Here is a 25,941-nt window from a genome sequence, read left to right on the forward strand (position 1 = left end):
CATAAATCACTCGGGATCTTTTTCACGCTTTCTTTTGAATTTCGTCCAGATTTTTGTCTCCTGATGACGCCACAGACGCTGGATGTTGTCATGATGACGCAGCAGGATCAGGCAAGAGAGCATCGAAACCGGGAAGGTGAATTGTGGCTTGAACCACCAGACATAAAACGGAGCAATCAGCGCGCTGACAATCGCCCCCAGCGACGAATATCCACTCAATAGCACGGTAAGCAGCCAGGTCCCCGCCATCACGCCCGTTAAATCCCAGCCGATCGGAGCAATAGCGCCAAAAGCGGTGGCAACGCCTTTTCCCCCTTTAAAACCGAAGAAAACGGGCCAGATGTGTCCAAGACAGGCGGCAATCGCAATTAATCCCAGCCAAAATGGGCTGACGCCTAATTCATATGCTCCCCAGACAGGCAACATACCTTTTAGAACGTCAAAGATCAGCACTGCTACGGCTGCCCCTTTGCCACCCATGCGTAAAACGTTGGTCGCGCCAGGATTACCGGAGCCGCTGGTTCGCGGGTCGGGCAAGCCACAAAGGCGGCAAACCAGAATGGCACTGGAAATGGAGCCGCAGAGGTACGCGATGAGGATCATTCCAGGCGCGATTGCACTCATAAGCTGTTCCGTTTTGAAAATTCGTGTTCAACGATGAATCTGTGGATAATACGCACATTTCGCCGGAAGTGGTATCCGGTTAGCCAAAAAGCAGGCAGGACGTGATGGATATTGTATTTATAGAGCAACTTTCGGTAATCACCACTATTGGTGTTTACGACTGGGAACAGACCATCGAACAGAAGCTGGTGTTCGATATCGAAATGGCGTGGGATAACCGTAAAGCGGCGAAAAGTGATGATGTGGCGGATTGCCTCAGTTACGCTGACATTGCAGAAACGGTAGTCAGCCACGTCGAAGGGGCGCGTTTTGCACTGGTGGAACGCGTGGCGGAAGAGGTGGCGGAACTGCTGTTAACTCGCTTTAATTCGCCGTGGGTTCGCATCAAACTTAGCAAGCCAGGCGCAGTGGCGCGGGCGGCGAATGTTGGCGTAATCATTGAGCGTGGCAATAATCTGAAAGAAAATAATTAATTTTACAGCTGTTAAACCAAACGGTTATAACCTGGTCATACTGCAGTAGTTCGGACAAGCGGTACATTTTAATAATTTAGGGGTTTATTGATGAGCGATATGCACTCGCTGCTGATAGCGGCAATATTGGGTGTGGTCGAAGGATTGACAGAATTTCTGCCGGTATCCAGCACGGGCCATATGATTATTGTCGGTCACTTGTTGGGGTTTGAGGGCGACACGGCGAAAACCTTTGAAGTCGTGATCCAGCTTGGATCAATTCTGGCAGTGGTTGTCATGTTCTGGCGGCGTCTGTTTGGTCTGATTGGCATTCACTTTGGCCGCCCGTTGCAGCACGAAGGAGAAAGCAAAGGTCGTTTAACGCTGATCCACATTTTGCTGGGGATGATCCCAGCGGTGGTACTGGGGCTGTTGTTCCACGACACGATTAAATCATTGTTTAACCCGATAAATGTCATGTATGCGCTGGTTGTCGGCGGTTTGTTGCTGATTGCCGCCGAATGCCTGAAGCCGAAAGAGCCGCGTGCGCCGGGGCTGGATGATATGACCTATCGCCAGGCGTTTATGATTGGCTGCTTCCAGTGTCTGGCGCTGTGGCCAGGATTCTCTCGCTCCGGGGCGACCATTTCAGGTGGGATGCTGATGGGGGTGAGCCGTTACGCGGCTTCTGAGTTCTCGTTCCTGCTGGCGGTGCCGATGATGATGGGCGCAACGGCGCTTGATCTCTACAAAAGCTGGGGCTTCCTGACAACCGGCGATATCCCGATGTTTGCCGTTGGGTTTATCACTGCCTTCGTAGTGGCGCTGATAGCGATTAAAACCTTCCTGCAATTAATTAAGCGGATTTCGTTTATCCCATTCGCCATTTATCGCTTTATTGTGGCGGCTGCGGTGTACGTCGTATTCTTTTGATGTGAAGAATAGTGTCGGATGCCTGGAATTGTCCACGATTGCGTAGGCCGGATAAGGCGTTCACGCCACATCCGGCAATCAACGCCTGATGCGACGCTCGCGCGTCTTATCAGGCCTACAACCGTCGTTGACATGTAGCCGGATAAGGCGTTCACGTCGCATCCGGCAAAATGCCCAACACTCACTCAGGCTTTGGGCAACGTTGTTCCTTCCAGCTGGCTACCGCCGCAATCCGCCGTCGGGTTAGCTCTTCACGAATCTCTACACCTTTAAATCCCGCTTCAACGACGGCTTTTGTCGGCACTGACTGTGCCACTTCCCAGGCTTCGCGCAACCAGCGGCCTTGCGGGTAGTCCGCCGATTCAAAACCGGTTCTGCCGCGCACGTCAGCTTCGCTGGTCAGCGCCAGTTGCTCAACACGCTGCGGTTTACGCCAGGCATCAATGGAATCAAATAATTTAACGATGGTTTTCGGGTTCAGCATCGGGAAGGTGTGAATGAGATCGTGAAACTCCGCCACCAGTTTGGCTAAATCGCGAATTTCATTTGGCACGCGCAGACGCTGGCATAGTTGTTCCACCAACTTAACACCTGCCGGGCCATGTCCATGATGACGTGGCCAAAGCTCTGGCGGCGTCAGTCCTTTACCGAGATCGTGGCATAACGTCGCGAAACGGACATCGGCCTGCGGACTTAGCATCGCCGCCATGGAGAGCGTCATTAAGGTATGAATCCCGGTGTCGATTTCCGGATGCCACTTGGCGGGGGCCGGAACGCCGAACAGGGCGTCAATTTCCGGGAATAAAACGCGCAGTGCGCCGCAATCGCGCAGCACCTGGAAGAACACTTGTGGATTGCGGGTGGTGAGGGCGCTTTCCGTCTCTTTCCACACTCGTTCAGGCGTCAGGTGTTCCAGTTCGCCCGCGTGAGTCATCTCGCGCATCAGCGCCAGGGTTTCATCAGCAATACGAAAACCGAGGTGGGCATAACGCGCAGCAAAACGCGCCACGCGCAGCACGCGTAGCGGATCCTCGCCAAAAGCGGGGGAAACATGGCGTAACAGACGATTTTGCAGATCGCCCAGACCGTTGTACGGGTCGATAATCTCGCCGTCATCGTCCTGGGCCAGCGCATTAATGGTCAGATCGCGACGCTTAAGATCATCTTCCAGCGTGACATCCGGTGCGGCATAGCAGGTAAAACCGGTGTAACCGGAACCGGATTTCCGTTCGGTACGTGCCAGCGCATACTCTTCATGCGTTTGCGGATGCAGAAAAACAGGAAAATCGCGGCCTACCTGCTGGTAGCCCGCGTCGAGCATCTCCTGTGGCGTGCTGCCGACAACCACCCAATCTCTGTCTTTGACCGGTAGCCCTAACAATGCATCCCGTACCGCACCACCGACCAGATAAATCTTCACGCCATCTTCCCTTCGTCAAATACACAATTCCTAATAATAAGACAGTGCAACGAAGAAGGCGATTTAGTTCATCCAGCGATCTTTGCGTTTGCGCGTTGGGATCAGGTGCGGTAATACCAGTCCGAGCAGCAATCCAAGACCCAGCACGCCGCCGCCATACATAAACCATTGCATGATGATGGTGCGCTGTTTGTCATCTAACTGCACGCTGGCGGCATCGACCTTTTTCTGGGCGACAATCAGCTCGTTTTTCAGCTTCTGATTTTCTTCTTTTAACCCGTTGATCACGCTGTCACTTTGCGCCACTTTTTGCTGCATTTCAGCAGTGCGCTGATTCCAGGTGTTATCAATATTGGTGAGCTTATCGGTCAGCGTTTTGACCTGATTTTCCAGCACCGGTACACGAGTGCGCAGGCTTGGCTCGGTATTAAGTTCTTTTAACGGGATCCAGGCGGTACGGCCGGAGCTGTCTTTCACCTGGGCATAATTGGTGTTGGCGTCAGTTTGTAATAAGGTTACTTCCTCGCCCGCGTTAACTGTGCCCACGAGGCGATAATTATCCCCCGGACCGCTGCGGACCCAGGTGTTCAGTTCGTCAGAAACATAGCGCTTTTCTTCGGCGTGCGAGACGGCAGTGGCGCTAAGTGCAAGTATAGTTAATCCGATCAGGCGTAATTTTGGCATCAGGCTGTCGTTATTGTCTGGGAAAAGTGGAACGATAGTAGTGGCATCAGTGTCGCTACGCAAAGCATTCGCTATCAATCGGAATCCTCTGTGTCAGGTCTTGCCACAGCTTCAATCTTTTACGCCCGTCAAATTGCCCGTTGCATGGCAATTTGGCGCAAAATACTATCTACTGACAAAAAAGATCGCATTAAGTTCGCCGTTCATCGTCACTAATGTGACATAACCGGATAAGTAAAGGCCATGGCTCAGGAAATCGAATTAAAGTTTATTGTTAATCACAGTGCCGTTGAGGCGTTGCGTGACCATCTCAATACGCTGGGCGGCGAGCACCATGACCCCGTGCAGTTGCTGAATATTTACTACGAAACGTCGGATAACTGGCTGCGTGGGCACGATATGGGCTTGCGTATTCGTGGCGAAAATGGTCGCTATGAAATGACGATGAAAGTCGCCGGGCGAGTGACTGGCGGTTTACACCAGCGCCCGGAATATAACGTTGCGTTGAGCGAACCGACGCTCGACCTGGCGCAGTTGCCGACGGAAGTCTGGCCGAACAACGAGTTACCTGCCGATCTCGCTTCCCGCGTACAACCGCTGTTCAGCACCGATTTTTATCGCGAAAAATGGCTGGTGGAGATCGATGGCAGTCAGATTGAAATCGCCCTCGATCAGGGCGAGGTGAAAGCCGGAGAATTTGCTGAACCTATCTGCGAGCTGGAACTGGAACTACTTCGCGGCGAAACGCGCGCGGTGCTGAAACTGGCAAACCAACTGGTATCGCAAACTGGTTTACGCCAGGGCAGCCTGAGCAAGGCGGCGCGTGGCTATCATCTGGCGCAGGGAAATCCCGCGCGTGAAATCAAACCCACCACCATTTTGCATGTTGCGGCAAAAGCCGATGTGGAACAGGGGCTGGAAGCGGCGCTCGAGCTGGCGTTAGCGCAATGGCAGTACCATGAAGAGTTGTGGATACGCGGCAACGAGGCGGCGAAAGAGCAGGTGCTGGCAGCAATCGGCCTGGTTCGCCATACTCTGATGCTGTTCGGCGGTATCGTGCCGCGTAAAGCGAGCACTCACTTACGTGATCTGCTGACTCAATGCGAGGCGACCATTGCTTCTGCGGTTTCTGCCGTGACGGCGGTCTATTCTACCGAAACGGCAATGGCGAAACTGGCGTTGACCGAATGGCTGGTTAGCAAAGCCTGGCAGCCGTTTTTAGATGCCAAAGCGCAGGGCAAAATCAGCGATTCCTTCAAACGCTTTGCCGATATCCATCTTTCCCGCCATGCCGCTGAACTGAAAAGCGTTTTTTGCCAGCCGCTGGGCGATCGCTACCGTGACCAGTTGCCACGCCTGACACGTGACATTGACTCAATACTGTTGCTGGCGGGTTACTACGATCCTGTCGTCGCGCAAGCCTGGCTGGAGAACTGGCAGGGGCTGCATCACGCTATTGCGACCGGGCAACGCATTGAAATTGAACATTTCCGTAATGAGGCAAACAATCAGGAACCGTTCTGGTTGCACAGCGGAAAACGTTAATCAGGCAAGGATAAAATCGCTTATGAAGCCGCTCTCTTCACCGTTACAGCAGTACTGGCAGACCGTTGTTGAGCGGCTGCCAGCGCCTTTAGCCGAGGAATTACTTAGCGCACAGGCGAAGTCAGTACTTACTTTTAGTGATTTTGTGCAGGATAGCGTAATTGCGCATCCAGAGTGGCTGACGGAGTTGGAAAGCGAGCCGCCACAAGCCGATGAATGGCAGTATTACGGCGAGTGGTTACAGGAGGCGCTCAGTAACGTGAGTGACGAGGCTGGGTTAATGCGTGAACTGCGGCTGTTCCGGCGGCGCATTATGGTACGTATCGCCTGGGCGCAAACGCTGGCACTGGTTACTGAAGAGAGCATATTGCAGCAGCTCAGCCATCTGGCGGAGACGCTGATTGTTGCGGCGCGTGACTGGTTGTATGACGCATGCTGCCGCGAGTGGGGAACGCCGTGCAATGCGCAGGGCGAAGCGCAACCGCTGCTGATTTTAGGCATGGGTAAGCTGGGTGGAGGGGAACTGAATTTCTCCTCAGATATCGATCTGATTTTTGCCTGGCCTGAACATGGTTGTACGCAGGGCGGACGCCGGGAACTGGACAACGCTCAGTTCTTTACCCGCATGGGGCAGCGGTTGATTAAAGTGCTGGATCAACCAACGCAAGATGGCTTTGTCTATCGCGTAGATATGCGGCTGCGTCCGTTTGGCGAAAGTGGCCCGCTGGTGCTGAGCTTTGCAGCGCTGGAAGATTATTACCAGGAGCAGGGGCGTGACTGGGAGCGTTACGCGATGGTCAAGGCGCGGATTATGGGCGATAGCGACGGCGTTTATGCTAACGAATTGCGTTCGATGCTGCGCCCGTTTGTTTTTCGTCGTTACATCGATTTCAGTGTGATTCAGTCTCTGCGCAACATGAAAGGGATGATTGCCCGTGAAGTGCGTCGCCGTGGCCTCACTGACAACATCAAACTGGGCGCGGGCGGTATTCGCGAAATTGAATTTATCGTCCAGGTGTTCCAGCTTATTCGCGGCGGGCGCGAACCGTCGCTGCAATCGCGCTCTTTACTGCCAACGCTCAGCGCCATTGCGGCATTGCATCTGCTCTCTGAGAATGATGCCGAACAATTGCGAGTGGCATATCTGTTCCTGCGGCGCCTGGAAAACCTGCTGCAAAGCATTAATGACGAACAAACCCAGACGCTTCCTTCTGATGAGCTTAACCGTGCGCGGCTGGCGTGGGCGATGGACTTTGCTGACTGGCAGCAACTGACCGGAGCGCTGGGCGGACATATGGCTAATGTGCGTCGGGTATTTAACGATTTGATTGGTGACGACGAAAGCGAAACCCTGGAAGAGACTCTATCGGAGCAGTGGCGTGAGCTGTGGCAGGATGCATTGCAGGAAGATGACACCACGCCAGTGCTGGCGCATCTTAGAGAAGATGATCGCAAACAGGTGCTGACGCTGATTGCCGATTTCCGCAAAGAGCTGGATAAGCGCACTATTGGGCCGCGCGGACGTCAGGTGCTCGACCATCTCATGCCGCATTTGTTAAGTGACGTATGCGCGCGTGAAGACGCTGCTGTCACGCTGTCGCGCATTACCGCCTTGCTGGTGGGGATTGTTACCCGCACCACCTATTTAGAATTGCTCAGTGAATTCCCCGCGGCGCTTAAGCATTTGATTTCTCTGTGTGCTGCATCGCCGATGATTGCCAGTCAACTGGCGCGTTATCCATTATTGCTGGATGAACTGCTCGATCCGAACACCCTCTACCAGCCGACAGCGACGGATGCCTATCGTGACGAATTGCGCCAGTATTTACTGCGCGTGCCAGAAGATGACGAAGAACAACAACTTGAGGCGCTGCGTCAGTTTAAACAGGCGCAACTGTTACGCATCGCCGCAGCGGATATTGCCGGTACGCTGCCAGTAATGAAAGTGAGCGATCACTTAACCTGGTTGGCGGAAGCCATGATAGATGCCGTCGTTCAGCAGGCGTGGGTTCAAATGGTCGCCCGTTACGGAAAACCGACCCACCTGAACGAACGCGAAGGTCGCGGCTTTGCGGTGGTTGGCTACGGTAAGCTGGGCGGTTGGGAGCTGGGATATAGTTCTGATCTTGACCTGATCTTCCTCCATGATTGCCCGATGGATGTAATGACGGACGGCGAGCGGGAAATCGACGGGCGGCAGTTTTACCTGCGTCTGGCTCAACGCATTATGCACTTGTTCAGCACGCGCACGTCTTCCGGTATTTTGTACGAAGTGGATGCACGGCTACGCCCGTCCGGGGCGGCGGGAATGCTGGTTACTTCCGCAGAAGCGTTTGCCGATTATCAGAGAAACGAGGCCTGGACGTGGGAACATCAGGCGCTGGTACGTGCTCGCGTGGTATATGGCGATCCACAATTGACCGCTCAATTTGACGCAGTACGCCGGGAGATTATGACACTGCCGCGTGAAGGTAAAACTCTGCAAACGGAAGTGCGGGAAATGCGCGAGAAAATGCGCGCCCATCTCGGCAATAAACATCGCGATCGCTTTGATATCAAAGCCGATGAAGGCGGGATTACCGATATCGAATTTATTACCCAATATCTGGTGTTGCGCTACGCCCATGAAAAACCGAAGTTAACGCGCTGGTCAGACAACGTGCGCATTCTGGAACTGTTGGCGCAAAACGACATTATGGAAGAGCAGGAAGCGATGGCGCTGAGCCGTGCTTACACTACGCTGCGCGATGAACTTCATCATCTGGCATTACAAGAGTTGCCGGGCCATGTGCCGGAGGATTACTTCACCGCAGAGCGTGAACTGGTGCGGGCAAGCTGGCAGAAGTGGCTGGTGGAGGAATGAAATATGGTATTATCGCGCGCAAATTTTGAATCTCTCAGGAGACAGGAATGAAAGTAACGCTGCCAGAGTTTGAACGTGCAGGAGTGATGGTGGTTGGTGATGTAATGCTGGATCGTTACTGGTACGGTCCCACCAGCCGTATCTCGCCGGAAGCGCCAGTACCCGTGGTTAAAGTGAATACCATCGAAGAACGTCCGGGCGGCGCGGCCAACGTGGCGATGAACATCGCTTCTCTCGGTGCAAACGCACGCCTGGTGGGGCTGACAGGTATTGATGATGCGGCGCGCGCGCTCAGTAAATCGCTGGCCGACGTGAACGTAAAATGCGACTTCGTTTCTGTGCCGACGCATCCGACCATCACCAAACTGCGGGTGCTTTCTCGTAACCAACAGTTGATCCGCCTGGATTTCGAAGAAGGTTTCGAAGGTGTTGATCCGCAGCCGCTGCATGAGCGGATTAATCAGGCTCTCGGTACGATTGGTGCGCTGGTGCTTTCTGACTATGCGAAAGGTGCGTTGGCAAGCGTACAGCAGATGATCCAACTGGCGCGTAAAGCGGGCGTTCCGGTGTTGATTGATCCAAAAGGCACCGATTTTGAACGCTACCGCGGCGCTACGCTGTTAACGCCTAATCTCTCGGAATTTGAAGCTGTTGTTGGTAAATGTAAAACCGAAGAAGAGATTGTTGAACGCGGCATGAAACTGATTGCCGACTACGAACTCTCTGCGCTGCTGGTAACCCGTTCCGAGCAAGGGATGACGCTGCTGCAACCGGGTAAAGAGCCGCTGCATATGCCAACTCAGGCGCAAGAAGTCTATGACGTTACCGGTGCAGGCGACACGGTGATTGGCGTGCTTGCGGCAACGCTGGCAGCGGGTAATTCGCTGGAAGAAGCCTGCTTCTTTGCCAATGCGGCGGCTGGTGTGGTGGTCGGCAAACTGGGGACATCCACGGTTTCGCCGATCGAGCTGGAAAACGCAGTACGTGGACGTGCAGATACCGGTTTTGGCGTGATGACCGAAGATGAGCTGAAGCTGGCTGTAGCGGCGGCGCGTAAACGTGGCGAAAAAGTAGTGATGACCAACGGTGTCTTCGACATTCTCCACGCCGGGCATGTCTCTTATCTGGCAAATGCCCGCAAGCTGGGTGACCGCTTGATTGTCGCCGTGAACAGCGATGCCTCCACCAAACGGTTGAAAGGGGATTCCCGCCCCGTTAACCCGCTCGAACAGCGTATGATTGTGCTGGGCGCACTGGAAGCGGTCGACTGGGTGGTGTCGTTTGAAGAGGACACGCCGCAGCGCCTGATCGCCGGGATCCTGCCAGATCTGCTGGTAAAAGGAGGCGACTATAAACCAGAAGAAATTGCCGGGAGTAAAGAAGTCTGGGCCAACGGCGGCGAAGTGCTGGTGCTCAACTTTGAAGACGGTTGCTCGACCACTAACATCATCAAGAAGATCCAACAGGATAAAAAAGGCTAACCGGAAAGCGGTTCACAGATCTCGCTTCGTGCCAGGTAGACCTATTGACGCTGTTGTTTTTTCAACCTAGAGTAAAGGAACAAGGGTAAGGGAGGATTTCTCCCCCCTCTGATCAGTTGTTAGTAAGTTGGGAAGCTTAGCAGTAACAACACAACCAGTATGATGACGAACTTCATCATAACCCTTTCCTTCTATAAGGCCCCTTCCTCGGGAGGGGCTTTCCCGTTTCAGCCCCTTGCTGGCTTCCCGATTGTTGATTAGCGCCTGACCCCGCGCAACGCTTTCCCTGATGCAGTTTTCTCTTCCCCGAGTCGACTCGCAAAACGCTGCAACAGCCTGATCATTTGCACTTTTTAGCGGAATGCAGATATAAAAAATCCCCGGCTTTTGGGCCAGGGATATGCGTTAATGAAACCTTCTTGACGCTGATTTTTTTTCAACCTAAAGTAAAGGAACAAGGGTGAGGGAGGATTTCTCCCCCCTCTGATTGGCTGTTAGTAAGCGTGGAAACTTATCAGTAACAACACAATCAGTATGATGACGAACTTCATCATAACCCTTTCCTTCTGTAAGGCCCCTTCTTCGGGAGGGGCTTTCCCGTTTCAGCCCCTTGCTGGCTCCCCGATTGTTGATGAGCGCCTGACCCCGCGCAACGCTTTCCCTGATACAGATTTCTCTTCCCCGAGCGGTCACGTAAAACGCTGTAACAAACTGATCATTTGCACTTTTTAGTGGAACGCAGATATAAAAAATCCCCAGCTTTTTGGGCCAGGGATATGCGTTAATGAAACCTTCTTGACGCTGTTGTTTTTTCAACCTAGAGTAAAGGAATAAGGGTGAGGGAGGATTTCTCCCCCCTCTGATTGGCTGTTAATAAGCTGCGAAACTTACGAGTAACAACACAATCAGTATGATGACAAGCTTCATCATAACCCTTTCCTTCTGTAAGGCCCCTTCCTCGGGAGGGGCTTTCCCGTTTCAGCCCCTTGCTGGCTCCCCGATTGTTGATTAGCGCCTGACCCCGCGCAACGCTTTCCCTGATGCAGTTTTCTCTTCCCCGAGTCGACTCGCAAAACGCTGTAACAACCTGATCATTTGCACTTTTTACCGGAATGCAGATATAAAAAATCCCCGGCTTTTTGGGCCAGGGATATTCATAGATGAATATTTATTCTACGTTTTCTGCGACGGGAGTTGTTGAGGTTAAGGGTGAAGTCAATGCCGCCAGCGAGCCGCCTGAAACGCCAATTTCATTGAGCAAGGAGTCAATCAGCGGTGCCTGTGTGCGGTAAGAAAGGGCGGCAGACAATGCCTGTTCCGCCAGATTTCCGCCACCAACGCTGCCTGATGCCGCATCCCCCGCAGCGCCACCACGGTTCAATCCATCGACCTGAATAATCTTGATGCCGTCGATAGACTTCATCGGTTCAACGGATTTCTCTATTACCGCAGGTAACGACTGTAGTAGCGCCAGTTTGAATTTAAGGCTGGTTTGTTCATCAGAAAGTACGTTGATAGCGTCGTTCAGCGCACGTTGCGCTTCTGCTTCCGCCAGGCCTTTTTTACGCGTAGCTTCGGCTAACTCAACGATCGCTGCCGCCTGCATCTCTGCGGCTTCTTTCTCTGCTTTCGCCCGCACGGTCAGTTCGACCGCTTTGGTTTCTGCGTCTTGCGCTGCGGCAATCAGCGCCACCTGCTTGGCACGATCGGCTTCGGCTGTCTGGCGAGTGGTTTCTACGTTTTGTTGCGCACTTACCGCTTCTGCAAGTGCGAGGTTGGCACGCGCTTCTGCTTGGGATTGTTGCTCTGATTTTGCCGCAATGGCGATTGATTTCGTCTGGTTGGCGATTTCGGTGACCTGCTGCTGTTCGATCTCTTTAATGCGAACTTCACGTTCAGCCTCAACCTTTCTTGAGCGGACGGCCTGTTCGCGGTCGATTTCCGTCTCCTGAATCTGTCGTTCAGCCAGAATTCGCGTCTGCTCTGCTTCACGACGACGTTCAGCTTCAAAAGCCGCAATTTTCGCATTTTGTTCAGCGGTACGGGTTTTAACCTGCTGCTCCTGCTCAAGCGTCATAAACGCTTCTTGCTGTTCAATCTCCAGCTTCCGCGAAAGAGCGTCTCGATTTTTCTCACGCACCGCAACTTCTACATCCTGTTCAACTTCGTTACGCTCGCGACGACGGCGTTCCGTCTCCTGGGTTAGTTTGGTCAAACCTTCGGCGTCAAAAGCGTTGTTCGGGTTAAAATGCTCTTTCGAAGTCTGGTTAAAGTTTGTGAGTGAAACACTTTCCAGTTCCAGCCCGTTTTTCGACAAGTCTTCTGCCACGGTATTTTGTACACCCTGCACGAAGTTCTCGCGGGTATCCTGTAACTCATGCATGGTCATTTGCGCAGCGGTGGCGCGTAGGGCATCGACGAATTTATCCTCGACCAGCATACGTAAATCTTCTGGTGATAGCGTGCGTTGCCCCAACGTCTGGGCCGCAGTGGCGATGCCTTCTACTGACGGTTTTACCCGTACAAAGAAAGCCACTACAACATCAACACGCATACGATCTTTCGTAATCAGGCTATCAATAGTAGAACGGCTGACTTCCAGCTTGAGCGTATTCATATTGATAGGAATGATTTCGTGGAAGATCGGCATTACGATTGCGCCGCCGCTCATTACCACTTTTTGCCCGCCTAACCCGGTACGAACAAATGCCTGCTCGGCAGATGCCCGACGATAAAGTCGCGCGAAAATAATACCGATAATAAACAGAACACATACGGCAACAATCGCCATAAACATCCATGACGGTACTAAGTTAACAATATCATCCATTATTAAATTTCCTTTTGATTAAATATTTACAATATATTTGGCCAGGGATTTTTTTCTGCTAAATATCGTGTTGCAGAAAGTCGGCAAATAATCAATACCTTGTCACCTTTGGTGAAGTTTTTTCCTTCTTCAGGTTCCAGTAATAAATAGTGTATTTGACCAAATTGATCGGTAAGTTTTCCTTCACAGGGTCTGCCAGATATTGCCTGATGACCGGTAATTAATGCCATGCAGCCAATATATTCTTCTTCTGTAATAGCAGAACTATGATCGCGAGGAATCCAGGGGGCGATCGCCTTGCCGATATAATGCACTGTAATAACAGTGAGCAGTAAACAAACAGGAACCACCAACAGGTTTGAGAGCGGAGCTTTCCAGACCGTCACGCAGGCATGCTGTAGAACGATGCCGATAAGGCCAAAAAAACCAGCTAACAGGCAGAGGATGACGAGGGCTGGTAGCCTTCCAATATTAAGATAATGAAGTGCCTGACTAATATTACCTGTGGTTATGGAATCGTAATGATCAAGATGTGCATCAAGAGCACCGGAGAGCATGTGACCGCAGACAATAGCAATAATTTCTAACAGGCCGATCAAAAGTACAAAGGAAATAGCGAAAAGATAAGGTGTGTTATAGTCGGCAAATAAAATCATCAGTCACTCCATCGTCCATTCAGTGACGCATTGTTTACTATGGTATGATTTCCTTTCTTACATTTATCTTTGCTAATAATAACATGCGTTAGTGAAATTTTAAAAGGGAAAGTCTTTTAACGTTGTAATTATTTTCAATAAAAAGTGTGATCCAAAACAATATATTTACGCACGTTATGTTTAAAGGCACTACACTGATTAAGGAATACTGAAATCAGAAAAAGCATATGGCCTTAAAAGGTATGCGATAACCGGAGGATGTGCTTATGGATCATGGTCTTAATTCTTTAAATAATTTCGATTTCCTGGCGCGTAGTTTTGCCAGAATGAATGCTGAAGGTCGACCGGTCGATATTCTGGCCGTCACTGGTAATATGGATGAAGAACACAGAACCTGGTTTTGCGCTCGTTATGCCTGGTATTGCCAGCAAATGACACAGTCAAGAGAACTGGAACTAGAACATTGATTTTACGGGCCGTCAGGCCCGTTTTTGTGGTGCTTTATTCTGCTTTATCAACTGGCGGGATGGCGGGAGGAGATTGAACTTCTGCTGCCGGATTACTACGAGCTTCCAGTTCACTGATGCGCTGCTCCAGTAACGCCAGTTTCTCACGAGTCCGTAACAGGACCTGCGTCTGCACATCGAATTCTTCGCGGCTTACCAAATCGAGGCGAGTCAGCTGTGCTTGTAGGGTTTGGCGGATTTTTTTCTCCACATCTTCCCCGAACTCCCTGATTCCTTTAGGCATTGATTCGTGAACCTGGCGAGCAATTTGCTCAATTTTTTTCGGGTCAATCATTGTAGTTTCCCTGTACTGATAGGTGTTTGGTGCCATTGTAGTGCGATAAGGGTAAGTCATAAACCAGAATTATGTGAACCTATGCGTTGCTGCCGCTAATCATTAGCGTTATAGTGAATCCGCTTATTCTCAGGGCGGGGCGAAATTCCCCACCGGCGGTAAATCAACTCAGTTGAAAGCCCGCGAGCGCTTTGGGTGCGAACTCAAAGGACAGCAGATCCGGTGTAATTCCGGGGCCGACGGTTAGAGTCCGGATGGGAGAGAGTAACGATTCTGTCGGGCATGGACCCGCTCACGTTATTTTGGCTATATGCCGCCACTCCTAAGACTGCCCTGATTCTGGTAACCATAATTTTAGTGAGGTTTTTTTACCATGAATCAGACGCTACTTTCCTCTTTTGGTACGCCTTTCGAACGTGTTGAAAATGCACTGGCTGCGCTGCGTGAAGGACGCGGTGTGATGGTGCTTGATGATGAAGACCGTGAAAACGAAGGCGATATGATCTTCCCGGCAGAAACCATGACCGTTGAGCAGATGGCTCTGACCATTCGCCACGGTAGCGGTATTGTTTGCTTGTGCATAACCGAAGAACGCCGTAAACAACTCGATCTGCCAATGATGGTCGAAAATAACACCAGCGCCTATGGCACTGGTTTTACCGTGACCATTGAAGCTGCTGAAGGTGTGACTACCGGTGTTTCTGCCGCTGACCGTATCACGACTGTTCGCGCTGCGATTGCTGATGGTGCTAAACCTTCAGACTTGAATCGCCCTGGCCACGTTTTCCCATTGCGCGCACAGGCGGGTGGTGTACTGACTCGTGGCGGTCATACCGAAGCGACTATTGATCTGATGACGCTGGCAGGCTTTAAACCTGCAGGTGTGCTGTGTGAACTGACTAATGACGATGGCACCATGGCCCGCGCGCCAGAGTGCATCGAGTTTGCCAACAAACACAATATGGCGCTGGTCACTATTGAGGATCTGGTTGCATACCGTCAGGCGCATGAGCGCAAAGCTAGCTGAAAATAACTGCTAAAACTGGTGCGATAATCAAAGAAACCGAAGCTGTAGAAGGCTTCGGTTTTATTTTGCCCTTACCCTGCTGAATGTAAATTTCACCGCTTTATCTATGAGTAAATTTCACTAATATCAGACAACCTTTTTCATTATGATCAAAATCATATAAATGTTCCGATATTATGCGACCATATAAATATATCCGAAAATGGATATGTGAAATTTATGCGCTAAATGTTTGGTATTGTTAAATATTAAGGGTAAAAAGGATGTTTATCTCCTGGTACTGGATTGTATTGATTGCGCTGGTTGTGGTGGGGTATTTCCTGCATTTGAAACGTTATTGTCGGGCGTTTCGCCAGGACAGAGACGCACTGCTTGAAGCGAGAAACAAATACTTAAACAGTGCGAGAGAAGAGACAGCAGAAAAGCTGGAGTAGTGCTTCTGCGATGCCTGCAGATGTTGTCCATGCTGGACAACATCTGAAGTTGTTTTCAACCAATTCCCGCCGTTTGTAACAGCACTAAACTAAATCCCATTACTGACATCCCACACAGCACGCCATAGCTGGGATTATTATTGGGATCAATCTCTTTGGCTAACGGCATTAATTCGTCCACGGAGAGCGCCACCATGATTCCTGCAACCGCCGCCATGATTGCCGCCATGACTACCGGGGAAATCATGCTACCAAGGATTAACCACGCCAGAACGCCGCCGAGAATTTCCGCCAGCCCAGAAATCCCCGCCCACAGAATTGCGGTGCGTTTCGACCCCGTTGCCGCGTAAACCGGCCCCGCAACCGCCAGACCTTCAGGAATATTGTGCAACGCCACGGCCAGTGAGATGCCAAAGCCCAGCTCCAGGTTACTGCTTGCCGTAACAAAAGTGGCAATCCCTTCCGGGAAGTTATGCAGACTGATTCCAAGAGTGAGCAGAATAGCAGTGCGCTTGATCGATTTGGGCAACGGTTGCACCGATTTTTGCATTAAATCCTGCGGATGCGCATGCGGCAACATGCGGTCCAGACCAAAATAGCCCAGCAGACCAAAGATAAACATCCCGTAGCCCAGAACGGGGGACATTCCTTCGGCGGCTAATGCGGCAGGGAGCATCTCCATCAATGAGATCAGCAACATGATCCCCGCCGCAAACCCTAGCGAAAACGCCAGCAGTCGGTTCGAGGGTTTTTGCCCGAGAACGCCGAGAAACGCGCCAATAAACGTGGCTGCCCCCGCCAGTATGGTCAGAATGAGAGGTACTGACATCGACAACTCCTTATAAATCTTCACCTTCAGGCAGATCGTCAAAATAACTGATGATGATCATCATCGTTATCCGGGTTCTTACTCCGCCGAACAAGCGTATTGTGAGGATATCAAAATGACACCTTTAGTTAAGGATATCATCATGTCTTCAACACGTATGCCAGCATTGTTTTTAGGTCACGGTAGTCCGATGAACGTGCTGGAAGATAATTTGTATACCCGCAGCTGGCAGAAGTTGGGGATGACATTGCCACGTCCGAAAGCGATTGTCGTGGTTTCGGCTCACTGGTTTACCCGTGGTACAGGAGTGACTGCGATGGAGACGCCGCCAACGATTCATGACTTTGGCGGCTTTCCGCAGGCGCTGTACGACACCCATTATCCGGCTCCTGGCTCACCGGCTTTGGCTCAGCGATTGGTTGAGCTGTTAGCGCCAGTGCCTGTCACACTGGATAAAGAAGCCTGGGGCTTTGACCACGGCTCGTGGGGCGTACTGATTAAGATGTATCCGCAAGCGGATATCCCGATGGTGCAGTTAAGTATTGATAGCACCAAACCCGCCGCCTGGCACTTTGAGATGGGGCGTAAACTGGCAGCGCTGCGAGATGAAGGAATAATGTTGGTCGCCAGCGGTAACGTGGTGCATAACCTGCGTACGGTGAAGTGGCACGGTGATAGTTCCCCCTATCCGTGGGCGACGTCGTTTAATGAGTATGTGAAAGCGAATCTGACGTGGCAAGGACCGGTGGAGCAGCATCCTCTGGTGAATTATCTCGACCATGAAGGTGGCGCATTATCGAATCCAACACCGGAGCATTACCTGCCGCTATTGTATATTTTAGGTGCATGGGATGGGCAGGAGCCAATTACCATTCCGGTCGATGGTATAGAAATGGGCAGTTTAAGTATGTTGTCGGTGCAGGTAGGTTAATAGATGAAGAAAACCGAAGCCAATTTCTGGCTTCGGTTTGCATTACCTTACTTTCTCAGCAGCTTGAGTCCCCATGCGCCGCTCATCACTAATAGCAGCAATAAGCAAAGACCAAAAGCCAACATACAGGCCTGAGCCATGTTCATAAAGTGCCACGGCGGTAGCAGATACCAGCCTTCAGATTGCTGATACATCGCCACAAACCACTGCTGCATACTGCTCAGTGTGACGCCATCGGGAACGATTGGCGCATCATAGCCGCAATCCCCGGTAGGTTTGAACCAGTTTGGTGCCCACTGTGCCAGCGGCAGGTTAAAGGGGAAAGTTGGATCGGTAGAGCAACCCTGAACGCCAAACAGTGAATCGGGATCCGGGTTATGCACCGCATGGTGGATATCGTTCAGTTTGAATGAAAACTTCAGCCCCATGATGCTGCCGTAAAATGCCATCACGCAGCCAATCAGCTTAAGGATGATGTTCTTCGGGTTGATCGCCGCAACCAATCCTCCAATAACCATCACAAACATGGCATAGCGAATGTATACACATTGCTCACAGGGGGCCATGTAGAGATAGATCTGGAAGAAAGAGTGCGCCAGGATAATTAACGCGCCCATCGCAACGGCCATTAACAACCACAAAAAGCGTTGCTCCTGCCATCTGACCAGTGTGTCGACTGGTGATGTGCGAAGGTCTTTCCACATTCCCTTAATACCCATAGCCTGTTTCCCTGTTATTTGCTTGCTAACTCACGGATAAGGTCTGCCATCGCGTCGATGGATTTGATGCTCTTGGTGTAGATCAAGTACTTACCATTAACGACATAAGCTGGAACACCCTGGATTTTGGCGACTTCATAAGAGGCTTTCCATTTTTCCAGTGTTTCTTGTACCGCTGGCTCTTTCAGTGCAGCTTCAAAATCCGCCTGGCTCATACCAGCAGCATCCAGACCCGTTTTGATAAAGGCCGCGGGATCTTTACCGTCAGACCAGCGTTCTTTTTTGTCGTGATAAGCCGCGTAGTAGGCAAACTTGGCTTTCTTAAACTGAGAGTTAGCATCAAATAAGGAAATACCTGCTGCTTTATCTTTATTGATCAAGACAGCAAAGACTTCGCTCGCCTGTTTACCGTATTCGCCTTTGGTTTCCAGATGGAACGGCGTGAAAGCAACGACATCTTTCACTTTTTCCGATACCGGACCGGTAACCGCTTTGTCGTACTTGTAACAGAACGGGCAGGCGTAGCTGAATACCTTAATCAGCGTTTTGTCGGCATTCGGAATCGGTTTTTCCAGGACCATATAATCCGTGCCTTCGGTAAATGCAGAAGCAGTAAATGAAACCGCCAGAGCCGCAGTAAGTAGTACGCTTTTAAACAGTGATGAGATCCCTAATTTCGACATTTTTATTCCCTTCTTAATTATTTAAACATCTGTTTTGGACGGACTAACAGCGCACGGTAGTGAGTCTGGTTGGGTTTATCAGACATCACGTCGATTTCCACTTTCACTTCTTTGGTTTTGTAGTCGATCTCGTTCAACTTACCGACGGTCGGCTGACCGACGTCAAACAGATGAATGGAGCCACCGAAGCCGAACATGGTGTCACGGTCAGCCTGGTATTCGATAATGGAGGTGATTGGGCTATAGAAATCGTAACCGCGTTCTTTACCGTATTCCCAAACTTGCTGAACGGTACCTTTCTTCTCATCAATCTTATATTCCACAAAACGGGAATATTTCATGGTTGGTAAGGCAGGTTGTTCCAGATGGCGACCGTCGCCGTTATCAAAGATAGTGAGTGTACCTTTGCTGGAGATCCATGCGGTATGCTGGGTATAGGTGAAGTCGAAGTCTGAGTTTTCACACAGGCCATTTTCGTTACAGGTGATCGGCTTACCGTTAGCGTCAACGGGTTTCAGCAATTTGCTGGCCAATGGTTTTTCCCAGCCTTTCGAGGGGGCAAGGATCCATTTCACTTGTTTATCACGACCAATTTTCACAACGCCCTGGTGACGAGAAGAGAGGATAATTGAGTCATCTTTCGCGTCATAGGCGATGGAGTTGACGTGCGCCCAGTTACGACCTGGTCCTACACCCAGCGCGTCGCCAAACGGCGTATCTGGTTCCAGTTTTGCCTGCTGTCCGGCGTGAGCAAGATCAACGTTAACGCAAACTGCGCCAGCATCCAGTGCACCGAGCAGAGCATCACGTTTCGGATCGAGGATCTTCGTCAGATCCCATACATCGACAACGCGACCAGATTTATCGACTTCGAGGATATGATCACGAATGGTGGTGACGTGTACGCCGTCATCGCGACGGTAGTTACTCTTACCTACGCGCAACAGTACCGTACCATTAGGCGTCTCAATGGATTCATGAGTGGCATCAGCGAATCCGCGCGGCAGTTTATGATCTTCCAGCACCTGACCCATCATGTCGAACTCGTACCAGTGCTGGCCTTGTACTGCGGTAAAGGTGCCGCGTGGTGTTTCGCGGATACCCATCAGATAACCACGTTTGTTGATATTACGGTCACGGCCATCGTAGAATGTGTCTTGATCCAGCCACCAGCGGTATTCACCTTCGGTATCGACAATGAAAGTAAAGGGTGCGATATCAAAAGGCAGTGCGCCGGTTGCCGGACCTGCATCGAGGATCCCGGCATTTTTATCTTTCTCACCGTGCCAGTGGAGATCGGAACCTTGTGCCGTAAAGGTGTGGGTATTAACCAGATAGAGGCGATCTTCAAAACCAGGTGCGACTTTAACGACTTTGGTCTGCTGTAGATCAGAGATGGAACGGTTATCCATGTAATTGTTGACGATGGCTGAAGTTTGCACCACGTAATCATCTTTCATGGCCTTGCCGTTTTCTTTCCACTCAACGGTCACTTTGTTGGCAAATTTCTGATAAAGACCAAAAATCGGTACACCATCGTAAGTTTTTAGTGACTCCTGGCCTACGGGATAGCTGATTTCAACGCCTTTTTCGCCCTTCCCGTGGACGGTAACTTTGACGTCAGAAATGACGTGGCTATCTAAGTTAACCAAAGCAGTCAGTGGGGCATTGCCGTAGGGATCGACAATGACTGCACCGAGTTGCCCGGCAGGTGGTGCAGGTTTAAAACCCGCCGCCATTACGCCAGTTGCAGACAATCCCAGAGCTAATGCCACCGTTCCAGCTACCAGTGTTTTTCTATATTTATCAAACATGGATATATCTCCTTATATAACGCAAATATATAATAATGATGAATATCGACTGTTGAGATGGTACTAATAAATTTGTTTTGTGAATGAAAAATGTGACTCTAATAAAATATGAGAATGTTTTGCTGCTTTTGAATATGTTGTTATTTGTTGAAACAACTATTTATTTTTAATGGATAGTAGGGTGGCGATATATTAATAACAATGTTCAATATTGCGTAGTGTGATCTCTGTGACATTGTTTTTTAATTATTAAATTAAAATGCGAAGAGATAAAAACAAAATATTTAATATATATCAATGTGTTATGCGGTGATTTATTTACTTACTTTAATTACAATATCACTTACATATGACGATTTAACATTAAATTGAGTATTAATGTTAAATAAAGGTTGGATATGTATGTGTTTATATATTGATGAGAATTATGGATGGTGGATTATAAGAGATTGCCCCGCTTATCGGGGCAATATTAAGCTGTATTATTCAACAAAGATATGAGGGTAGAAGCGTGACATATCCTGGGTGATTAACGCACGGTCTTCACGAATCCCTATTCCGGCAGGTTGATCGTTCACCAGCCAGCTACCAATCAACATATAGCTGTCGCCAAATTTCGGCAGCGGATGGAATTGTTGAACAATCATGCCTTCTTCGCCATACGGACCTTCTGCTGCTTCAATGGTTTTGCCATTCTCGATAATCGACACGTTTGCGCCTTCACGCGAGAAGATTGGCTTAACCACATATTTTTCCATTTCTGGATGATCATCTTCCGCAAAATAAGCGGGCAACAGGTTCGGATGATTCGGGAACATCTCCCACAGTAGCGGCAGAAGCGCTTTGTTGGAGATAATGCTCTTCCACGCCGGTTCCAGCCAGCGTACGCCAGCATCTTCCAGCTTGGTGGAGAACATCTCGCGCAGCATAAATTCCCACGGATACAGTTTGAACAGGTTAGCGATGACCTGATCCTGTAAATCCGTGAACTGACCTTTTTCACCTAAACCGATATCGTCGATGTAGAGGAACTCGGTAGCAATTTCAGCTTCCGTCGCGCAGTCCTGCAAATACTGGATGGTGCCACGATCTTCCACCGTGTCACGACAGCAGGTGAGATGCAGCAACTGGAAGCCATACTGTTCACGCAGCTCGACAAAGCGATCGATCAGCTTTTCTTGCAGACTGTTAAACTGGTCGCTGCCTTCCGGCAGGTTGCCCGCGTTAAGCTGATCTTCCAGCCAGATCCACTGAAAGAATGCTGCTTCATACAGTGATGTGGGCGTATCAGCGTTATTTTCCAGAAGTTTAGGTTCGCCAGTGCCATCCCACGCCAGATCAAGACGCGAATAAAGCGATGGCTGGTGAGTCAGCCAGGACTGACGCACAAAACTCCAGGTATGTTTCGGTATGCGGAATTTGGTCATCAGCTCATCGCTGGCGATCACTTTTTCCACCACTTTCAGGCACATCTGGTGCAGTTCGGCGGTGACTTCTTCCAGCTTTTCAACCTGGGCGAGGGTTAACTTGTAGTAAGCATCTTCACACCAGTACGGCTCGCCGTACATGGTGTGAAAATTGAAACCGTATTCGTGGGCTTTTTCACGCCAGTCTGGGCGCTCGGTAATACTGACTCTTTCCATCGGTATCAGCCACCCATTGAACGAGAAGAGGTGCCGGTTGCGCTACGCTGCATAGTGCTTTGTTTGGCAACAGATTCACCAAAACCGCCGCGGGTAACGGTAGTGGTGGTCGCCGGTTTTGGTGCCATTGCCGTCTTCGGTACGGTCATGGTGCGGCCTGGCTGGGCTGCGCCATAGTTTTTACCCGTCGCGTCGGTATATTTACCGTAAGCCGGGCTGGCTGGGTTTTTCGAGGAGAACAGCGGCTGCTGTGCAAATCCCGCGCCGCCGCCCATCAGACGTCCCATCATGTAACCGGCCATCAACGGCATCCAGAAACTCCCGCTGGATTGCTGGGCCTGCGCCTGGTTTTCAGGTGCCATGCCAGCCTGGGCTGGCGCCTGCTGGCACTGACCTTCACCAAATTCGGCAATACAGTCTTCACGAGTGGCGTATTTCGGCGCAGTACGTTCTGCTTCTTTCAGCGCATTGTTGTACGCGGTGGTACATTCGGCGCTTTTGCCTGGGTTTGCAGCTGAACAGTCGTCAGCATTTTGATAGAGAGACACTGTTTCATCACTCTTTTCACAGCCTGCCAGCATAAAAACAGTAGCAACAGCGAGAGCGACAGGTGTCAGGTGGCGTGCGCTCCAGTTTTTACGGAACGATGCGTGGCGTATGGATTTTGTCCGTTTCATTTTTGTCTTCCGGGACCAGTGGTAAATACCCATCAGAATAGAGGATGGCTGGTCGAAATTGAAGCGAGAAGGGGGAAGAATGCGGCAGATAACCCGTATCTTTACGTTGCCTTACGTTCAGACGGGGCCGAAGCCCCGTCGTCGTCATCAGTGACGGAAAGGGTTATGACCGTTACTGGTGTTAGTGCGTGCGGATGCTTGCTGAACGGCTGGTGCCGGGCTATCAGGTGCATAACCGTCAGCAATAGCATTCTGTTCTGGCGTTTGCGGCGCAACGTTTTCTGGATTAGTAGAAACCGGTTTGCTCAGCGCATTGTTCAGTGCCAGCAGATCCTGCTCGTTCAACGTACCCAGAGCTGATTTAATATTCAGCTGGTTAATCAGGTAGTTATAACGCGCATTTGCCAGTTCTTGCTTGGCGTTGTACAGCGTAGTGGTCGCGTCCAATACATCAACAATGGTACGCGTACCGACCGAGTAGCCCGCTTCCATCGCGTCTAAAGAGCTTTGGGCGGAAACCACGGCTTGTTTGTAGGCGTTAATGCTACTGATAGATGCATTAATGTTGTTGAAGGAGGAACGCACGGTCTGCACGACGCTACGATGGGCGCTTTCCAGTTGCTCGCTGGCACCGACAAAGTTGTACTGTGCCTGTTTCACCTGCGAGTTAACCATTCCGCCCTGATAAATCGGCAGCGAGAAGCTCAGGCCCACTTTGTTCTGGCCCATATTGCTGTCGTCATACTGGCCTGCGGTCGCACCACGGGTTTTTGAACCGCTGTAAGAGGTGTCAGAAATTCCGGTAGAGGCCGTCAAATCCAGAGTCGGTAAGTGACCGTCCTGCGCCTGGCGAATTTGCTCGCGCGCCAGGTCCTGACTCAAACGTGCCTGTAACAGCGACAGGTTGCGTTTTTCGGCTTCTTTCAACAGCGCGTTAACCGGCTGTGGCTTGTCGGTCTTGAAGTTTTCGACATTCAGCGCCGCCAGTTCCGGATAGTAGTTACCGGTGATCTGACGCAGCTGCTCAACGGCGTTGTCGAGGTTGTTACGTGCGGTCACTTCGTTCGCCAGCACGGTATCGTACTGTGCGCGGGCGTTCTGCACATCGGTGATCGCCACCAGGCCCACGTTAAAGCGTTGGGTGGTTTGATCTAACTGACGGTAGATTGCCTCTTTTTGTGCCTGAGTATAAGAAAGCACGTCAATGGCATTCAACACGTTGAAATAAGCGGTCGCGGTGTTGAGGATCAAAGTTTGTTGATCGGTCTGGTAAGTGACGTCCTGAATACCGGCAGCTTTTTCCTGCAAGGTCAGTGCGCGCCATTTCGACATATCGAAAATGGACTGGGTCAACTGCAGGGACGCACTGGTTGCGTTAGAGTTGATGCCGTTCGCGTCGCGGTAGCCGTTGCTGTAGGTGTAATCTGCACCTAAACCTAGCTGTGGCAGTAATGGACTGCGAGCTTCATTAATTTTTTCAAAGGCAGCATCACGATCGGCGGCAGACTTACGCAATTCCGGGTTACTAAGGCGTGCTTGCTGATAAACTTGCATCAGGTTCTCGGCCTGGCTCAACGAACTGAACCCAGAAAGGCTCAGGCCGATAAGAATGGGGAGCAATTTCTTCATTTGCATTCCTTGTGGTGAAGCAGTATTTAGCGCGATCAAACTGTAAAATTATTGCGGATTCTAGCAGAAGCCGCTACCGCAAAAGGTTGGCGTTACGTGCCATAGGGCATTAATGTGCCTCAATTTAACACATGACTGCTCAAACGGCAGTCAAACGTCTCTGAAATTCACATTTTATTCACTATTAGTGCCAGGACATTAGCCATGCTTAAGCCAGACAACCTGCCCGTTACATTTGGCAAAAACGATGTAGAAATTATTGCACGAGAAACACTTTATCGCGGCTTTTTTTCATTAGATCTTTATAGATTTCGCCATCGTCTATTCAACGGACAAATGAGTCATGAGGTCCGACGGGAAATTTTTGAACGCGGTCACGCCGCAGTCTTGCTACCCTTTGACCCAGTGCGCGATGAAGTTGTACTGATTGAGCAGATACGAATCGCCGCGTATGACACTAGCGAAACGCCCTGGTTACTGGAAATGGTTGCCGGGATGATTGAAGAAGGTGAGAGTGTGGAAGATGTTGCCCGTCGCGAAGCGATTGAAGAGGCGGGACTAAAAGTGAAACGGACCAAACCGGTGTTAAGTTTCCTGGCAAGCCCGGGCGGCACCAGCGAGCGTTCGTCAATTATGGTGGGCGAAGTGGACGCCACGACCGCAAGCGGTATTCACGGTCTGGCTGATGAAAACGAAGATATTCGCGTTCATGTGGTAAGTCGGGAACAGGCATACCAATGGGTAGAAGAGGGGAAAATCGACAACGCAGCGTCGGTCATCGCTTTGCAATGGCTGCAACTGCATCATCAAGCGTTAAAAAATGAGTGGGCATAAATGAAGCGTTACACACCTGACTTTCCTGAAATGATGCGCCTGTGCGAGATGAACTTTTCACAATTGCGCCGTTTGTTACCGCGCAATGACGCACCCGGTGAAACTGTAAGCTATCAGGTGGCAAACGCACAATATCGGCTAACGATTGTGGAATCGACCCGATACACTACCCTGGTGACTATTGAACAGATTGCGCCAGCGATCAGTTACTGGAGCCTTCCGTCGATGACGGTGCGTCTGTATCATGACGCGATGGTGGCTGAAGTGTGTTCAAGTCAGCAGATTTTTCGCTTCAAAGCGCGGTATGATTATCCTAATAAAAAGTTGCATCAACGCGACGAAAAGCATCAAATTAATCAGTTTTTAGCGGACTGGTTGCGATACTGTTTAGCACATGGAGCGATGGCGATTCCGGTTTATTAGCGTCGTGAA

General features: G+C 50.6%; 27 protein-coding genes and 1 riboswitch. Of the genes, 11 read left to right on the forward strand and 16 right to left on the reverse strand.

Annotation, left to right across the window (positions count from 1 at the left end; translation table 11 throughout):
* Nucleotides 1–6: 6 nt before the first annotated feature.
* On the reverse strand, nt 7–624 hold the full coding sequence (plsY, locus tag D9741_RS01035) for a glycerol-3-phosphate 1-O-acyltransferase PlsY (protein ID WP_130210442.1): 618 nt from the start codon (nt 622–624) through the stop codon (nt 7–9).
* 104 nt (nt 625–728) lie between these two features.
* Here plsY and folB point away from each other — a divergent pair, with 104 nt between their 5' ends.
* Entirely contained in the window at nt 729–1,097 is a 369-nt protein-coding gene (gene folB / locus D9741_RS01040) for a bifunctional dihydroneopterin aldolase/7,8-dihydroneopterin epimerase (RefSeq protein ID WP_010347879.1), read from the forward strand.
* 90 nt (nt 1,098–1,187) lie between these two features.
* Nucleotides 1,188–2,009: an undecaprenyl-diphosphate phosphatase gene (gene bacA / locus D9741_RS01045; protein WP_001305111.1), complete on the forward strand. Its 822-nt coding sequence runs from the start codon at nt 1,188–1,190 to the stop codon at nt 2,007–2,009.
* Nucleotides 2,010–2,190: 181 nt separating this feature from the next.
* On the opposite strand, the gene cca is transcribed toward bacA, so the two are convergent.
* Both cca and D9741_RS01055 read right to left on the reverse strand, forming a co-directional pair.
* A complete protein-coding gene (gene cca, locus D9741_RS01050) occupies nt 2,191–3,429 on the reverse strand; it encodes a fused tRNA nucleotidyltransferase/2',3'-cyclic phosphodiesterase/2' nucleotidase/phosphatase Cca (protein ID WP_130218226.1) in 1,239 nt (412 codons plus the stop codon).
* A 63-nt stretch (nt 3,430–3,492) separates the two neighbouring features.
* Nucleotides 3,493–4,113 carry a TIGR04211 family SH3 domain-containing protein gene (locus D9741_RS01055; protein ID WP_130210468.1) on the reverse strand — a complete coding sequence of 207 codons (621 nt, stop codon included), beginning with the start codon at nt 4,111–4,113 and terminating at the stop codon, nt 3,493–3,495.
* Between the two features lie 243 nt (nt 4,114–4,356).
* Between D9741_RS01055 and ygiF the strand changes: the two genes are divergently transcribed.
* From ygiF to hldE, 3 genes are read left to right on the forward strand one after another with little or no spacing between them, the layout of a single operon-like run.
* Nucleotides 4,357–5,658, forward strand: coding sequence for an inorganic triphosphatase (gene ygiF, locus D9741_RS01060; protein WP_130218224.1), 1,302 nt, complete (start codon nt 4,357–4,359; stop codon nt 5,656–5,658).
* Between the two features lie 22 nt (nt 5,659–5,680).
* Complete coding sequence (gene glnE / locus D9741_RS01065) at nt 5,681–8,521, forward strand: bifunctional [glutamate--ammonia ligase]-adenylyl-L-tyrosine phosphorylase/[glutamate--ammonia-ligase] adenylyltransferase (protein WP_130218222.1); 2,841 nt, start codon at nt 5,681–5,683, stop codon at nt 8,519–8,521.
* Nucleotides 8,522–8,568: 47 nt separating this feature from the next.
* Nucleotides 8,569–10,002 (forward strand): bifunctional D-glycero-beta-D-manno-heptose-7-phosphate kinase/D-glycero-beta-D-manno-heptose 1-phosphate adenylyltransferase HldE, encoded by a 1,434-nt coding sequence (gene hldE / locus D9741_RS01070; protein ID WP_130218220.1) that lies wholly within the window; start codon nt 8,569–8,571, stop codon nt 10,000–10,002.
* A gap of 119 nt (nt 10,003–10,121) precedes the next feature.
* Here the strand turns inward: hldE and ibsE are convergent, their stop codons facing one another.
* From ibsE to D9741_RS01095, 5 genes are all read right to left on the reverse strand, one after another.
* Entirely contained in the window at nt 10,122–10,181 is a 60-nt protein-coding gene (gene ibsE / locus D9741_RS01075) for a type I toxin-antitoxin system Ibs family toxin (RefSeq protein ID WP_001387082.1), read from the reverse strand.
* 315 nt (nt 10,182–10,496) lie between these two features.
* Nucleotides 10,497–10,556, reverse strand: a complete 60-nt coding sequence (locus tag D9741_RS01080; protein WP_100733770.1) for a type I toxin-antitoxin system Ibs family toxin — start codon at nt 10,554–10,556, stop codon at nt 10,497–10,499.
* A 316-nt stretch (nt 10,557–10,872) separates the two neighbouring features.
* Nucleotides 10,873–10,932 carry a type I toxin-antitoxin system Ibs family toxin gene (locus D9741_RS01085; RefSeq protein ID WP_001387081.1) on the reverse strand — a complete coding sequence of 20 codons (60 nt, stop codon included), beginning with the start codon at nt 10,930–10,932 and terminating at the stop codon, nt 10,873–10,875.
* Nucleotides 10,933–11,170: 238 nt separating this feature from the next.
* Nucleotides 11,171–12,832: a flotillin family protein gene (locus D9741_RS01090; RefSeq protein WP_130218218.1), complete on the reverse strand. Its 1,662-nt coding sequence runs from the start codon at nt 12,830–12,832 to the stop codon at nt 11,171–11,173.
* Between the two features lie 26 nt (nt 12,833–12,858).
* On the reverse strand, nt 12,859–13,488 hold the full coding sequence (locus D9741_RS01095) for an OB-fold-containig protein (RefSeq protein WP_130210458.1): 630 nt from the start codon (nt 13,486–13,488) through the stop codon (nt 12,859–12,861).
* A gap of 266 nt (nt 13,489–13,754) precedes the next feature.
* Here D9741_RS01095 and glgS point away from each other — a divergent pair, with 266 nt between their 5' ends.
* Nucleotides 13,755–13,955: a cell surface composition regulator GlgS gene (gene glgS / locus D9741_RS01100; protein ID WP_130210460.1), complete on the forward strand. Its 201-nt coding sequence runs from the start codon at nt 13,755–13,757 to the stop codon at nt 13,953–13,955.
* Between the two features lie 34 nt (nt 13,956–13,989).
* Here glgS and ubiK read toward each other — a convergent pair whose 3' ends face one another.
* Complete coding sequence (gene ubiK / locus D9741_RS01105) at nt 13,990–14,289, reverse strand: ubiquinone biosynthesis accessory factor UbiK (protein WP_064529620.1); 300 nt, start codon at nt 14,287–14,289, stop codon at nt 13,990–13,992.
* A 121-nt stretch (nt 14,290–14,410) separates the two neighbouring features.
* A riboswitch (FMN riboswitch) is annotated at nt 14,411–14,559 on the forward strand.
* A 103-nt stretch (nt 14,560–14,662) separates the two neighbouring features.
* Here ubiK and ribB point away from each other — a divergent pair.
* Nucleotides 14,663–15,316 carry a 3,4-dihydroxy-2-butanone-4-phosphate synthase gene (gene ribB, locus D9741_RS01110; protein ID WP_113305203.1) on the forward strand — a complete coding sequence of 218 codons (654 nt, stop codon included), beginning with the start codon at nt 14,663–14,665 and terminating at the stop codon, nt 15,314–15,316.
* Nucleotides 15,317–15,579: 263 nt separating this feature from the next.
* Nucleotides 15,580–15,750: a protein YqiD gene (gene yqiD / locus D9741_RS23315; protein WP_165382779.1), complete on the forward strand. Its 171-nt coding sequence runs from the start codon at nt 15,580–15,582 to the stop codon at nt 15,748–15,750.
* A gap of 55 nt (nt 15,751–15,805) precedes the next feature.
* On the opposite strand, the gene zupT is transcribed toward yqiD, so the two are convergent.
* Complete coding sequence (gene zupT, locus D9741_RS01115; RefSeq protein ID WP_014639308.1) at nt 15,806–16,579, reverse strand: zinc transporter ZupT; 774 nt, start codon at nt 16,577–16,579, stop codon at nt 15,806–15,808.
* Between the two features lie 142 nt (nt 16,580–16,721).
* On the opposite strand from zupT, the gene ygiD reads away from it, so the two are divergent.
* Nucleotides 16,722–17,510 (forward strand): 4,5-DOPA dioxygenase extradiol, encoded by a 789-nt coding sequence (gene ygiD, locus D9741_RS01120; protein WP_167850750.1) that lies wholly within the window; start codon nt 16,722–16,724, stop codon nt 17,508–17,510.
* Between the two features lie 47 nt (nt 17,511–17,557).
* Here ygiD and dsbI read toward each other — a convergent pair whose 3' ends face one another.
* The 6 genes from dsbI to tolC form a co-directional block, all read right to left on the reverse strand.
* Nucleotides 17,558–18,229: a protein-disulfide oxidoreductase DsbI gene (gene dsbI / locus D9741_RS01125; RefSeq protein ID WP_130218214.1), complete on the reverse strand. Its 672-nt coding sequence runs from the start codon at nt 18,227–18,229 to the stop codon at nt 17,558–17,560.
* Between the two features lie 14 nt (nt 18,230–18,243).
* Entirely contained in the window at nt 18,244–18,912 is a 669-nt protein-coding gene (locus tag D9741_RS01130; RefSeq protein WP_000040018.1) for a thiol:disulfide interchange protein DsbA/DsbL, read from the reverse strand.
* 17 nt (nt 18,913–18,929) lie between these two features.
* Nucleotides 18,930–20,726, reverse strand: a complete 1,797-nt coding sequence (locus D9741_RS01135) for an aryl-sulfate sulfotransferase (protein WP_130218212.1) — start codon at nt 20,724–20,726, stop codon at nt 18,930–18,932.
* A 482-nt stretch (nt 20,727–21,208) separates the two neighbouring features.
* The gene (locus D9741_RS01140) at nt 21,209–22,369 is read right to left on the reverse strand and encodes a glutathionylspermidine synthase family protein (protein WP_130218210.1); all 1,161 of its coding nucleotides are present in this window, start codon (nt 22,367–22,369) and stop codon (nt 21,209–21,211) included.
* Nucleotides 22,370–22,374: 5 nt separating this feature from the next.
* Nucleotides 22,375–23,046, reverse strand: a complete 672-nt coding sequence (locus D9741_RS01145; protein WP_000831534.1) for a DUF1190 family protein — start codon at nt 23,044–23,046, stop codon at nt 22,375–22,377.
* Between the two features lie 147 nt (nt 23,047–23,193).
* Nucleotides 23,194–24,675, reverse strand: a complete 1,482-nt coding sequence (gene tolC, locus D9741_RS01150; protein WP_130218208.1) for an outer membrane channel protein TolC — start codon at nt 24,673–24,675, stop codon at nt 23,194–23,196.
* A gap of 204 nt (nt 24,676–24,879) precedes the next feature.
* Between tolC and nudF the strand changes: the two genes are divergently transcribed.
* The gene (gene nudF, locus D9741_RS01155) at nt 24,880–25,509 is read left to right on the forward strand and encodes an ADP-ribose diphosphatase (protein ID WP_021564655.1); all 630 of its coding nucleotides are present in this window, start codon (nt 24,880–24,882) and stop codon (nt 25,507–25,509) included.
* The gene (locus D9741_RS01160; protein ID WP_000833390.1) at nt 25,510–25,932 is read left to right on the forward strand and encodes a DUF1249 family protein; all 423 of its coding nucleotides are present in this window, start codon (nt 25,510–25,512) and stop codon (nt 25,930–25,932) included.
* Nucleotides 25,933–25,941 lie beyond the last annotated feature (9 nt).

Origin of the sequence: Escherichia sp. E14V7, assembly GCF_004212225.1 — a bacterium.
In the GTDB taxonomy this organism is placed as follows: domain Bacteria; phylum Pseudomonadota; class Gammaproteobacteria; order Enterobacterales; family Enterobacteriaceae; genus Escherichia.

Excerpts from the sequence above, each read along its gene's own strand:
- ribB (WP_113305203.1), top strand. The coding sequence starts at position 14,663 with ATGAATCAGACGCTACTTTCCTCTTTTGGTACGCCTTTCGAACGTGTT.
- plsY (WP_130210442.1), bottom strand. The coding sequence starts at position 624 with ATGAGTGCAATCGCGCCTGGAATGATCCTCATCGCGTACCTCTGCGGC.
- glnE (WP_130218222.1), top strand. The coding sequence starts at position 5,681 with ATGAAGCCGCTCTCTTCACCGTTACAGCAGTACTGGCAGACCGTTGTT.
- D9741_RS01140 (WP_130218210.1), bottom strand. The coding sequence starts at position 22,369 with ATGGAAAGAGTCAGTATTACCGAGCGCCCAGACTGGCGTGAAAAAGCC.
- folB (WP_010347879.1), top strand. The coding sequence starts at position 729 with ATGGATATTGTATTTATAGAGCAACTTTCGGTAATCACCACTATTGGT.
- ygiD (WP_167850750.1), top strand. The coding sequence starts at position 16,722 with ATGTCTTCAACACGTATGCCAGCATTGTTTTTAGGTCACGGTAGTCCG.
- bacA (WP_001305111.1), top strand. The coding sequence starts at position 1,188 with ATGAGCGATATGCACTCGCTGCTGATAGCGGCAATATTGGGTGTGGTC.
- D9741_RS01135 (WP_130218212.1), bottom strand. The coding sequence starts at position 20,726 with ATGTTTGATAAATATAGAAAAACACTGGTAGCTGGAACGGTGGCATTA.
- hldE (WP_130218220.1), top strand. The coding sequence starts at position 8,569 with ATGAAAGTAACGCTGCCAGAGTTTGAACGTGCAGGAGTGATGGTGGTT.
- nudF (WP_021564655.1), top strand. The coding sequence starts at position 24,880 with ATGCTTAAGCCAGACAACCTGCCCGTTACATTTGGCAAAAACGATGTA.
- D9741_RS01145 (WP_000831534.1), bottom strand. The coding sequence starts at position 23,046 with ATGAAACGGACAAAATCCATACGCCACGCATCGTTCCGTAAAAACTGG.
- ubiK (WP_064529620.1), bottom strand. The coding sequence starts at position 14,289 with ATGATTGACCCGAAAAAAATTGAGCAAATTGCTCGCCAGGTTCACGAA.
- glgS (WP_130210460.1), top strand. The coding sequence starts at position 13,755 with ATGGATCATGGTCTTAATTCTTTAAATAATTTCGATTTCCTGGCGCGT.
- D9741_RS01090 (WP_130218218.1), bottom strand. The coding sequence starts at position 12,832 with ATGGATGATATTGTTAACTTAGTACCGTCATGGATGTTTATGGCGATT.
- dsbI (WP_130218214.1), bottom strand. The coding sequence starts at position 18,229 with ATGGGTATTAAGGGAATGTGGAAAGACCTTCGCACATCACCAGTCGAC.
- ygiF (WP_130218224.1), top strand. The coding sequence starts at position 4,357 with ATGGCTCAGGAAATCGAATTAAAGTTTATTGTTAATCACAGTGCCGTT.
- yqiD (WP_165382779.1), top strand. The coding sequence starts at position 15,580 with ATGTTTATCTCCTGGTACTGGATTGTATTGATTGCGCTGGTTGTGGTG.
- D9741_RS01130 (WP_000040018.1), bottom strand. The coding sequence starts at position 18,912 with ATGTCGAAATTAGGGATCTCATCACTGTTTAAAAGCGTACTACTTACT.
- D9741_RS01160 (WP_000833390.1), top strand. The coding sequence starts at position 25,510 with ATGAAGCGTTACACACCTGACTTTCCTGAAATGATGCGCCTGTGCGAG.
- D9741_RS01055 (WP_130210468.1), bottom strand. The coding sequence starts at position 4,113 with ATGCCAAAATTACGCCTGATCGGATTAACTATACTTGCACTTAGCGCC.
- tolC (WP_130218208.1), bottom strand. The coding sequence starts at position 24,675 with ATGAAGAAATTGCTCCCCATTCTTATCGGCCTGAGCCTTTCTGGGTTC.
- D9741_RS01095 (WP_130210458.1), bottom strand. The coding sequence starts at position 13,488 with ATGATTTTATTTGCCGACTATAACACACCTTATCTTTTCGCTATTTCC.
- zupT (WP_014639308.1), bottom strand. The coding sequence starts at position 16,579 with ATGTCAGTACCTCTCATTCTGACCATACTGGCGGGGGCAGCCACGTTT.